The 10,731-nt window shown below is 71.8% G+C and carries 11 protein-coding genes; 6 read left to right on the top strand and 5 right to left on the bottom strand.

Features of this window, described 5'->3' with window-relative positions:
- Positions 1–54 precede the first annotated feature (54 nt).
- Together ACESL7_RS08020 and ACESL7_RS08015 are read right to left on the bottom strand one after the other, a co-directional pair.
- Positions 55–606, bottom strand: coding sequence for a peptidylprolyl isomerase (locus ACESL7_RS08020; RefSeq protein ID WP_372892795.1), 552 nt, complete (start codon positions 604–606; stop codon positions 55–57).
- Positions 599–1,105: a peptidylprolyl isomerase gene (locus ACESL7_RS08015; RefSeq protein WP_372892794.1), complete on the bottom strand. Its 507-nt coding sequence runs from the start codon at positions 1,103–1,105 to the stop codon at positions 599–601. Before ACESL7_RS08015 ends, ACESL7_RS08020 begins: the two co-directional genes overlap by 8 nt.
- Before the next feature lie 142 nt (positions 1,106–1,247).
- Between ACESL7_RS08015 and ACESL7_RS08010 the strand changes: the two genes are divergently transcribed.
- Entirely contained in the window at positions 1,248–2,444 is a 1,197-nt protein-coding gene (locus ACESL7_RS08010; RefSeq protein ID WP_372892793.1) for a phosphoglycerate kinase, read from the top strand.
- Positions 2,445–2,514: 70 nt separating this feature from the next.
- Positions 2,515–3,408, top strand: a complete 894-nt coding sequence (locus ACESL7_RS08005; protein WP_372892792.1) for a fructose bisphosphate aldolase — start codon at positions 2,515–2,517, stop codon at positions 3,406–3,408.
- Positions 3,409–3,801: 393 nt separating this feature from the next.
- On the opposite strand, the gene ACESL7_RS08000 is transcribed toward ACESL7_RS08005, so the two are convergent.
- On the bottom strand, positions 3,802–5,427 hold the full coding sequence (locus tag ACESL7_RS08000; protein WP_372892791.1) for an acyl-CoA dehydrogenase family protein: 1,626 nt from the start codon (positions 5,425–5,427) through the stop codon (positions 3,802–3,804).
- A 137-nt stretch (positions 5,428–5,564) separates the two neighbouring features.
- Here ACESL7_RS08000 and ACESL7_RS07995 point away from each other — a divergent pair, with 137 nt between their 5' ends.
- From ACESL7_RS07995 to ACESL7_RS07985, 3 genes are all read left to right on the top strand, one after another.
- On the top strand, positions 5,565–5,864 hold the full coding sequence (locus tag ACESL7_RS07995) for an FtsB family cell division protein (RefSeq protein WP_372892790.1): 300 nt from the start codon (positions 5,565–5,567) through the stop codon (positions 5,862–5,864).
- 110 nt (positions 5,865–5,974) lie between these two features.
- Positions 5,975–6,439 (top strand): hypothetical protein, encoded by a 465-nt coding sequence (locus tag ACESL7_RS07990; protein WP_372892789.1) that lies wholly within the window; start codon positions 5,975–5,977, stop codon positions 6,437–6,439.
- Positions 6,440–6,697: 258 nt separating this feature from the next.
- Positions 6,698–7,996, top strand: a complete 1,299-nt coding sequence (locus tag ACESL7_RS07985; RefSeq protein WP_372892788.1) for an alpha/beta hydrolase family protein — start codon at positions 6,698–6,700, stop codon at positions 7,994–7,996.
- Between the two features lie 82 nt (positions 7,997–8,078).
- Here the strand turns inward: ACESL7_RS07985 and ndk are convergent, their stop codons facing one another.
- Together ndk and ACESL7_RS07975 are read right to left on the bottom strand one after the other, a co-directional pair.
- The gene (ndk, locus tag ACESL7_RS07980) at positions 8,079–8,501 is read right to left on the bottom strand and encodes a nucleoside-diphosphate kinase (protein WP_372892787.1); all 423 of its coding nucleotides are present in this window, start codon (positions 8,499–8,501) and stop codon (positions 8,079–8,081) included.
- 100 nt (positions 8,502–8,601) lie between these two features.
- Entirely contained in the window at positions 8,602–9,588 is a 987-nt protein-coding gene (locus tag ACESL7_RS07975; RefSeq protein WP_372892786.1) for a DUF3179 domain-containing protein, read from the bottom strand.
- Positions 9,589–9,808: 220 nt separating this feature from the next.
- On the opposite strand from ACESL7_RS07975, the gene ACESL7_RS07970 reads away from it, so the two are divergent.
- Positions 9,809–10,327: a glutathione peroxidase gene (locus ACESL7_RS07970; protein WP_372892785.1), complete on the top strand. Its 519-nt coding sequence runs from the start codon at positions 9,809–9,811 to the stop codon at positions 10,325–10,327.
- The last annotated feature ends 404 nt before the right edge of the window (positions 10,328–10,731 follow it).

Here is a 10,731-nt window from a genome sequence, read left to right as displayed (position 1 = left end):
AACACGGGGGGGGCCGGCCCGCGATTTTTCGTACGAAAAATCGCGGGACGCGGGTCAGTCGGTGACGGTGACCGTCGCCATCACGTCGGGGCGGCCGACCACCGCGCCGTTCGGTCCCTCGCCGCGCTTGATGGCGTCGACGACCTCCATCCCCTCGGTCACGCGGCCGACGGCGGTGTAGTCGCCGTCGAGGTGCGGCGCGGGCGCGAACATGATGAAGAACTGCGAGTTCGCACTGTCGGGATCGGCCGCGCGGGCCATGCCCAGGACGCCGCGCTCGAAGGAGACATCCGAGAACTCCGCCGCGAGGTCGGGCAGGTCGGAGCCGCCGGTCCCGGCCCGGCCCATGTCGCCACCCTCGAGCCGGCCGAACTCCACGTCGCCGGTCTGCGCCATGAAGCCGTCGATCACGCGGTGGAAGACGATGCCGTCGTAGGCCCCTTCCTCGGCGAGCGTCGTGATCCGTTCGACATGCGCCGGCGCCGCATCCTCGAAGAGATCGACGCGCACGGTGCCCTCGGCTTCGCCCGCGATCTCGATGGCGAGCCCGGTGGCGGCGGCGGGGCCGGCGGCGAGGAGCGCCGCGGCAAGGACGAGCTTATGCATCGGCGGCCACCTTCACGCTGATCATCCGGTCCGGGTTGGCGGGCGGCTCGCCGCGGGTGATGGCGTCGACGTGCGCCATCCCGTCGATGACGCGGCCGTAGACCGTGTATTGCCCGTTCAGGAAGTGGTTGTCCTTGAAGCTGATGAAGAATTGCGAGTTCGCGCTGTCGGGGTTCTGCGAGCGTGCCGCGCCGAGGGTGCCGCGGTCGTGCGGGATGCGCGAGAACTCCGCCGGCAGGTCGGGCAGATCCGAGCCCCCCGTGCCCGCGCGGCGCGGGTTCCAGCCGTCCTCCATGTCGCCGTGCTCGACATCGCCGGTCTGCGCCATGAAGCCGTCGATCACCCGGTGGAAGGCCACGTTGTCGTAGGCCCCCGCCCGGGCGAGCGCCTTCATCCGCTCGACGTGTTTCGGCGCCACGTCGGGCAGGAGCTCGATCGTCACCGTGCCGTCCTTCAGCTCCATCAGAACGGTGTTCTCGGGGTCGCGGATCTCGGCCATGCGTGGCGCTCCTCGTCTGTCATCAGCGCCCTGTTACGACGGCGGACCGGCGAGCGGCAAGCCCTGCGCGCGCCGGATTGACCGGCGCGGCGCTTCCGGGGAAAAGGCGCGGGAGCCGCGAGCGGAACGGGGGACTGCGCAGATGAGCTGGAAGACGCTGGACGACATGGCGCTCGACGGGCGGCGCGTACTGGTGCGGGTGGACATCAACGTGCCCGTGCAGGACGGCCGCGTGACCGACCCCACGCGCATCGAGCGTGTGGCGCCCACGGTCCGCGACATCCTCGCCCGTGGCGGGCGGCCCGTGCTGCTGGCGCATTTCGACCGCCCGAAGGGCAGGCGCGTGCCGGAGATGTCGCTCGCACCCCTGAAGCCGGCGCTCGAGGCGGCCTTCGGGGTGCCGGTGCGCGTGGCGCCGGACCCGGTGGGCCCGGGCGCCGAGGCCGCGGCGGAAGCGCTGCCCGCGGGCGAGGTCCTGCTCCTGGAGAACACGCGCTTCGAGCCGGGCGAGGAGGCGAACGATCCCGACCTCGCGCGCGGCTTCGCGCGCCTCGGCGATGTCTACTGCAACGACGCCTTCTCGGCGGCGCATCGCGCGCATGCCTCCACGGAAGGTGTCGCGCATCTGCTGCCGGCCTGCGCGGGGCGGCTCATGGAGGCGGAACTCGGCGCGCTCGAACGGGCCCTCGGCGATCCCGAGCGGCCGGTGATCGCCGTGGTCGGCGGCGCCAAGGTCTCCACCAAGCTCACGCTGCTCTGCAATCTCGTCGAGCGGGTGGACATGCTGGTGATCGGCGGCGGCATGGCCAACACGTTCCTGTACGCGGCCGGTTTCGACGTGGGCCGCTCGCTCGCCGAGCGCGACATGGCCGCGACCGCGCGGGACGTGGCCGCGCGCGCGGCCGAGACGGGCTGCGAGATCCTGCTTCCGCGCGACGTCGTGGTGGCCGAGGCGCTCGAGCCCGGCGCCGCGCACGAGACCTGCCGGATGGAGGACTGCCCCGAGGACAGGATGATCCTCGACGCCGGGCCCGACAGCATCGCGCACATCCGTCAGGCGCTGGAACGGGCGCGCACGCTGATCTGGAACGGCCCGCTCGGCGCCTTCGAGGTGCCGCCCTTCGATGCGGCGACCACGGCCTGCGCGCGGCACGCCGCCGAGCTGACCCGGGACGGTCGCCTCGTCTCGGTCGCGGGCGGCGGCGACACGGTCTCGGCGCTCAACCATGCCGGCGTGGCGGAAGACTTCAGCTATGTCTCGACGGCCGGCGGCGCCTTCCTCGAATGGATGGAGGGCAAGACGCTTCCGGGGGTGGCGGCACTGCGCGCGGCGGCCTGAGCCTGCGCGATTGCGCCGCGCCGCAGCGTTTTCTAGAAGCCTGACGCAGGGACAAGTGGAGCGACGACTCATGCCGACCGAAGACCAGATCCAGAAGATGACCAACGGGCTCGGCTTCATCGCCGCACTCGACCAGTCGGGCGGCTCGACGCCCAAGGCGCTCGCCCTCTACGGCATCCCCGAAGGGCGCTATTCCTCCGAGGCGGAAATGTTCGACCTGGTGCACGAGATGCGGTCGCGCATCGTGCGCTCCCCTGCCTTCTCGGGCGACAAGGTGCTCGGCGCGATCCTCTTCGAGAAGACGATGGAACGCGACTTCGCCGGCGTGCCGGCGGCGCGGTTCCTCTGGGAGCAGAAGGGCGTCGTTCCCTTCCTGAAGATCGACAAGGGCCTCGCGGCGGCGGAGGACGGCGTGCGCCTGATGAAGCCGAACCCCGATCTCGAGGCGACGCTCGACCGCGCCCGCGCGCACGGCATCTTCGGGACGAAGGAACGCTCGGTGATCGACGCGGCCTCGCCCTCGGGCATCGAGGCGGTCGTGGCGCAGCAGTTCGAGATCGCGCGCCGGGTGCTCGCCAAGGGACTCGTCCCGATCGTCGAGCCGGAAGTAACGATCACCATCCCCGACAAGGAAGAGGCCGAGCGCCTGCTCCTGAAGGAGATCACCGCGCAACTCGACGCTCTGCCGGAGGGGCAGAAGGTGATCCTCAAGCTCTCGCTGCCGACGATGGCCAATTTCTACGCGCCGCTCGTGGTCCACGACAAGGTGATGCGGGTGGTCGCGCTCTCGGGCGGCTACACGCGCGAGGAAGCCTGCAAGCTCCTCGCCGAGAACACCGGCGTGATCGCGAGCTTCTCGCGCGCGCTGACCGAGGGGCTGACCGCCGATCAGGACGACGCGGCCTTCGACCGCACGCTGCAGGAGGCCGTCGACGCGATCTACGCCGCCTCCGTCGCGGGCTGAGGCGCGCTCAGGCGATCGCGCCGGCGCGCAGCAGCGCGGCGATGCGCCTCGGCGTCTGGTGATCCATCCCGCGGGACTCGAGCGCAGATCCGGCGCGGGTCACTGACACGCCGCAAGGACGTGTCACCTGACAGCGCCGGAACGCCCCCGTGGCCGCAGCCCCGCGCAGCGGCCGGCGCCGGTCCGGTCGCCCGACGGCCGGCGCTGCGCGGGCGCGCCGGCTCGCGCCACCTCAGACACGGAGACGTGCCTGTCCGGCCAGCAGTTCCTTGCGCCGGGGGCGTGCAGAGATCGCGCCTGGCGATCCCCGCGGGCCGGCACCTGCGCCGCGAGGGGCGCCTCGGTCGCTGCGGGTTCAGCCCTTGCGCGACGCCCGGCCGCGGGGTTCCCGCCTCAGCCTGCCGCGAGCCGATCGAGAATGGCCGTCTCGTCCAGCCCGGCCACCGCGCCCGGCATCAGGCCACGTGGCGCGCCGAGGCGGGTGCGCGCATAGCCCGCGGCGACCGCCTCGGGCGCGGTTCGGATCAGCACGGAGGCGGTGAAGAGCGCGCCGAGGCTCTCGGCGAACCAGCGCGCCTCGGCCTCCGGTGGCAGGCCGGGCCACCGTTCCCGGTGCGCGGCGAGCGCCCGGTCGAAGGCGGGCTCCGCCCCCCGCGCCGCGTCGAACTCCGCCTCGAGCGCCTCGGCCGCCGCCGGCTCCCGCGCGAGCGTGCGCAGGATGTCGAGGCAGATCACGTTGCCCGAGCCCTCCCAGATACCGTTGAGCGGCGCTTCGCGGTAGAGCATCGGAAGGGGCGTGTCCTCGACGTAGCCCATGCCGCCGAGCACCTCCATCGCCTCGCCGATCACCGGCACCGCGCGCTTGTTGGACAGATACTTGGCGAGCGCCACGCTGATCCGGGCGAGCGCGCGGTCGCCCTCCCCCGCGCCGTCGAAGGCACGCGCGGCGCGCAGCCCCGCGGCGAGCGCCCCTTCCCAGTCGAGCGCGAGATCGGCGAGGACCGCGCGCATGAGCGGCTGGTCGATCAGCCGCTTCTGGAAGGTGCGCCGCCCCTCGACCCACCAGAGCGCCTCGGTCAGCGCCGCGCGCATCAGCCCCGCGGGCGCCATCGCGGTGTCGAGCCGGGTGTGGTGCACCATGCGGATGATCGTGCGCACCCCCTGCCCCTCCTCGCCGAGCCGATGGGCGCGCGCGCCCTGATACTCGATCTCCGCGGAGGCATTGGCGCGGTTGCCCAGCTTGTCCTTGAGCCGCTGCAGGCGGATCGCGTTGCGCGCGCCCTCCAGCCAGCGGGGCACGAGGAAACAGGTGAGCCCCGCCTCGGTCTGCGCCAGCGTCAGGAACCCGTCCGACATCGGCGCCGAGCAGAACCACTTGTGCCCCGTGAGCCGCCAGAGATCGCCGTCGCGTTCCGCCCGCGTGGTGTTGGCGCGCACGTCCGAGCCGCCCTGTTTCTCGGTCATCGCCATGCCGAGGGTCGCGGCGCGCTTTTCGTGGATGGGCGCGATGGCCGGGTCATAAGTGCGCGCGGTGAGCTTCGGCACCCATTCGGCGGCGAGCTCCGGCTCGGCCTCGAGCGCCGGGACACCCGCGTAGGTCATGGTGAGCGGACAGCAGACGCCCGGCTCAACCTGGCTCAGCAGGTAGACCATCGCGGCGTGGGTGACATGCCCGCCGGGCCGCCCCTCCCAGGCGACGGCGGCATAGCCCGCTTCCATGCCCGCCTGCATGAGCGCGTGATAGCCGGGCGCGAAGCGCACCTCGTCGAGCCGCCGCCCGCCCCGGTCGAAGAGCGCGAGCCGCGGCGCGTCGCGGCGCGCTTCCTCGCCGTCCGACCGCGCCCGGGCGCTGCCGAAACGGGCAGCCGCGGCGGCGAGCGCATCCGCGTCGCCGCCCTGCGCCGTCACCCCGGCGCGCAGCGACACGTCCGCGCCCCAGAGGTCGGGCGGCGGTGGTGGCCCCGGCTGGTTCTCGACGCTGTGCGTGGCAAGCCGGTCGGCAGGTGGCAGATGGGTCATGGCGGGCCTCCTCTCCTTCCCCGACGATAGGCGCCGCAGCGGCGTGCCGAAACCGTGACGTCGGGGATTCACAGCACGAATCGCCTGTGCCATACTCTCTGACAGCGCCCCGAGAGAGGGCCCCCGAGAGGCAGAGCATGACCCACCGCAGCCGGCCCGCCTTCGGCGTGATCGCCTTCTTCGCCCTGGCCTTCGGGCTGGGCCTCTATTTCGCCTTCGCCGCGGTGCAGGGCGACTATGGCCTCTTCCGCCGTGCCGAGGTGGAGCTCGAGGCCGCGCGGCTCGGCCGCGACCTCGCCGAACTCGAGGCGGAGATCGCGCGGATGGAGAACCTGACCCGCCGCCTTTCCGACGAGAGCCTCGACCTGGAGCTTCTGGACGAGCGCGCGCGCGACGTCCTCGGCATGAGCCGCGCCGACGAGATCGTGATCCGCTGAAGCACGCGCACCGTTAACAGGCATCAATGCTTCGCGCGCCGCCTGCGGTTAGCGGTCCGCTGTCCGTGGACGACGCCTCGATACCGGGGCGCGGAGAACAGGAGACCCGCATGGCGAAGCAGACCACACCACAGATGCCCGACCTCATGCAGCCGATGCAGATGATGACGCAGTTTCCCCTGCCCGCCGCCGCGCTCGCGCCACAGGCCGAAATCGCGTGGCAGACGCAGAAGACGCTCATGCAGGAATGGGATCGCTACGCCCATGCCTGGTTCGAGCGGCGCCGCGACGCCGCCGAAAGCGCGCAGCGCTGCGTCGAACACATGCGGCAGGCCGACGGCGGCACAGCGCCCCAGGAGGCTGCGGCCGAGATGAACGCATGGCTCTCGGACGAGATGAAGCGTCTCTCGGCCGACGCGATGGAGAACATGGAATTCTGCATGCGCTGTTTCGGGCTCGTGTCGAAGGGCGCGACCTCGGCCACCGAGAGCCTGTCGGAGGGCGTCGCCGAGACGGTTCAGAACGGCTCGAAATCGCCGCCTGCCAAGCGGGGCACGAAGTCCACCGCCGTCTGAACCATGCGCCGCGCGGCGGGCCTCCGTGGCGCGGCGGGCCGGATGGCGCGCGGCGGTGCCGTGCGGGCATGGCGCCCCCCGACCGGGTCGGAGGTCGGCGTCGGCATGGACGAGACCGGGGACGGCCGGGCGCTGCCGCTGCGCCGCGGACTGAACACGGCTGACGTGCCTTACGCTACGTCACCAGCAGGCAGACGGGTGTTGTCACGCCCGATCCCTCGTAGGGTGCGCCTTTGCGACACCAGGAGGGAGACATCGATGCGCCCCGTCATAACCGCGCTCGGCCTTGCCGCCGGGCTGGCAGCGGCCGCGCCCGCCGCCGCCGAGAACCGGATCGACCTGATCCGCCCCGACGCGCCGGAACTCGCCGCGCCCGGTCCCTACCCCGTTGGGGTCACGACACGGGAGATCACGAAGGGCGGCGCGCTCGACGTGCTGAACGTGACGCCTGACGCCCGACCGACCTACGACCGGACGCTCACGCTCGAGATATGGTACCCGGCAACCGATGAAACGGAGCCCGGCGGCACCTACACGACGCTCCTGCGCGACGGCGCGACGGAGGTGACGCTGCGCGGTCGGGCCGCCCGGGACGCCGATCCGGCCGAGGGAGAGGCCTTTCCGCTGATCATCCTGTCGCACGGGTATCCGGGCAACCGCTTCCTGATGTCCCATCTCGGCGAGAACCTCGCCTCGAAAGGCTACGTCGTGGCCTCGGTCGACCATCTCGACAGCACCTATGCGACGCAGGCCGCCTTCGGCTCGACCCTCTACAACCGGCCGCTCGACCAGCGCTTCGTCCTCGACGCGATGGAGGCCCTCGACGGCCCGATCGGCACGATCACCGACGCCACGCGCACCGGCCTCGTCGGCTATTCGATGGGCGGCTACGGTGCGCTCATCTACGCGGGGGCGGGGCTGTCCGAGGCGGCGACCGGCTTCGACTGGGTGGAGCCCACGGCCTCGATCCTCGAGCCCCACGTGGCGGGCAGCGACTCGCACGAGACCCTCGCGACCGATGACCGGCTCGACGCCGTCATCGCCATCGGACCCTGGGGGCGCAACGCGGGCTTCTGGGACGACGCCGGGCTCGACGGCCTGCGCAAGCCGCTTCTGCTCATGGCGGGCAGCGCCGACGACGTCTCGCAATACGGAGCGATCCGGCAGATCTTCGAGGAAGCGACCGGCACGGACCGGCACCTGCTGACCTTCGAGGCCGCCAACCACAATGCGGCGGCGCCGATCCCTGCCCCGGACGAAAGCTGGACGCCGGTGGACAGCCTCGACTTCGTCCCCTTCGAGCACTACGCCGACGCGGTCTGGGACACGGTGCGGATGAACAACGTCGCGCAGCACTTCGCGACCGCCTGGATGGACCTGCACCTGAAGGACGAGACCGGGAAGGCCGCGTATCTCGATCTGGTCGAGACGGCGGCGGACGGCGTCGTGGACCTCGACGACGCGGGCACGCCCACCGACGCGCACACCTACTGGACGGGGTTCCCGCCGCGCAGCGGCCAGGGCCTCACCTTCGAAAGCCGCGCCGCCGGCGAGTGACGGGCAGGCCCGGGCCGCCGGAGCGGCCCGGGCGTCCTTCGCACAGGCGCGTCCGCAGCGACGGCCCCGGACGCGCGCCGTATCAGCCCACGATCTCGAGGCCGGAGAAGAAGAAGGCGATCTCCTGCGCCGCGGTCTCGGGCGCGTCGGAGCCGTGCACGGAGTTCTCGCCGACCGAATCCGCGAACTCCGCGCGGATCGTGCCGGGCGCGGCGTCGGCGGGGTTCGTCGCGCCCATCACCTCGCGGTTCTTGGCGATCGCGCCCTCGCCCTCGAGCACCTGCACGACGACCGGCGCGGAGGCCATGAACGCGCAGAGCTCGTCGTAGAAGGGCCGCTCGCGGTGGACCGCGTAGAACTCGCCCGCCTGTGCCTTGGTCAGCTGGATGCGCTTCTGCGCGACGATCCGCAGGCCCGCCTCCTCGAACTTGGCGTTGATCCTGCCGGTGAGGTTGCGGCGCGTGGCGTCGGGCTTGATGATCGAAAGAGTGCGTTCGCTGGCCATGAGGGTCCCCGTTCACGTGAGAAAGAGGGCGCGCGCCACCGCCCGCGCCCCGGATGCGCGCGAGCGCGTAGCATGGGGGGCGCGCCTTGAAAAGCCGCGCTCAGCGCGCCCCCGCCTCCACCATCCATCTGCCGTCGGGCCAGAAGGCATCGAAGGTGAAGGCGAACATCACGTCATGCGCCACGTCGCGGCCCCCGGGGTCGCGCACACGCACCGAACCCACGTCGCGCCCCTCGGCGATCCGGTCGGCGTCGAGGGCCGAGGCCTGACCGGGCCGCCAGGTGAGCACGACGCCGGCCTCGCGGATCACCTCCTGCTCGGCGAGACGCGCCAGCGGCCAGGCATGCTCACCGACGCGCACCACCCGTTCGAGCGGCCGCAGGCCGTGCGGCGGGTCCTCCCCGCTGTAGAGGAACGGGCGGTCGGCGCTGTCGTAATCCCGGTAGGGGTTGGCACCGTAGCTGCGATTCCACTCGGGCTCGTCCATGACGATCCCGTCGGGGTTGCGCGCGGCGAACTGCGCCCAGCCCTCCATCCATGTGGGCAGCGTCTCGAGATCGGTGCCGGTCATCTCGCCGACGATCGCCTCGCCCAGCGCCTGCTGCCACCAGCTCTGCGTCTCGCGGTCGTACATGATCATGTCCGAATGGCGCAGCTTGCCCGAGACGCCGAAGGTGAGCACCCGGTCCCCGACGCCGCGGTCGAAGGTGATGCCGGAGTTGCAGAGCGGGCAATAGGTGACGGCGACCGGACGCCCGGCAACGCTGTCGTTCACGATCTCGTGCCACATGAGATAGCGGATCGGGTAGGCCCGCGGCGTGGCGCCCTCGATCTCGACCGCGATCACCGGCTCCCGCGCGCCGAGGCGGTCTTCCGCTTCGACGGCAAGGAAGGCGGGGGCCGAGAGCGCCGGGATCCCGTCCTTGGGCGGACCGCCCGAGATCACCTCGTCCCAGCTTTCGAGGGTGGTCTTCGAGAAATCGGTCCCGGGCCATTCGGCGCCCCATTGCGCGGGATCGGCCGCCGCGGCGGCGGCGAGGCCGACCGCAAGCGCGGCGGCGGTGGCGTGGCGAAGCGTGGCGGGCATCGGGATCTCCTCCTCGAACGGCTGCGCGGAAGAGCCTGCGGCCGAATCACCGGCGCGCCTACGGGCCTCCACGCGCTTGTGACGCCCCGTGTAGACTTGGCCGTGTAGACTTGGCCGCGTGGACCCGGCCGTGCGGGCTTGACGGGCGGGCTTGACGGGCGGGCTTGACGGGCGGGGGCGGCGCCTACCTTTAGCTTCGATCTTGAAACGGAGACCCGCCATGCGCCTGATCCTCGCCGCAGCGCTTTCGCTCTGGGCCGGCCTCGCCGCGGCCGCGGACTGGACCTTCGACAGCATCGACGGCGGCGAAATCCGGCTGTCGGACTACGCGGGCCAGCCCGTGCTCGTGGTCAACACGGCCTCTCTCTGCGCCTTCACACCGCAATACGAGGGGTTGCAGGCGCTTTACGATCGCTACCGCGACCGCGGCCTCGTCGTGCTCGCCGTGCCCTCGCAGGATTTCCGGCAGGAGCTGGAGAGCGAGGGGGAGGTCAAGGACTTCTGCGACCTGAACTACGGTCTCGACATGCCGATGACGACGATCACCTCCGTCCGCGGCGCGGCCGCCCATCCCTTCTTCGCCTGGCTCCGGGACGAGGCGGATTTCGTGCCCGGCTGGAACTTCAACAAGGTGCTTCTCGACGGCGATGGCCGGGTTGCAGGGACATGGGGGTCGAGCGCACGCCCCCTTTCCCCGGCGATCACCCGGCAGATCGAAGGGGTGCTCGCGCAGGGCTGAGCCTGTCACCGGGGCGGGCTGCGTCGCGCCACCGGGTTTTCCGGGACCATGGAAAGCGCGGGTCGCAGGAGGGTCCGGGCACATGGTCGCCGCGCGCGCGGATCATGCGACAGGTCACCGGGCATGGCACGCTCGGCTCGGAAAGCCGGCACGGTGCCACCAACCCCGGCGGGGCGTTCGAGGCCGTCACGAGGTCAGGGGAACGGCTGCACCCCGCGGTGCCGACACCGGGTGCGCCATGCCCCGAGGGCACGATCGGCCCCGCGACGTGCGGCCGCCGCACTCCCGTCGACAGGTCGTGCGAGGGCGCGGCGCTACCGTGGCGCTTCGGGCACGTCGAGCCAGCGGGCGAGCGCGGCGCTCACGGCCTCGGGCGCCTCGAGCGTCGGAAGATGGCCGGCCTC

The organism is Rhodosalinus sp. (assembly GCF_041685465.1).
Lineage (GTDB): Bacteria > Pseudomonadota > Alphaproteobacteria > Rhodobacterales > Rhodobacteraceae > Rhodosalinus.
Note: the sequence above shows the minus strand (reverse complement) of the source record. Positions and strands in the feature narration are given on the sequence as shown.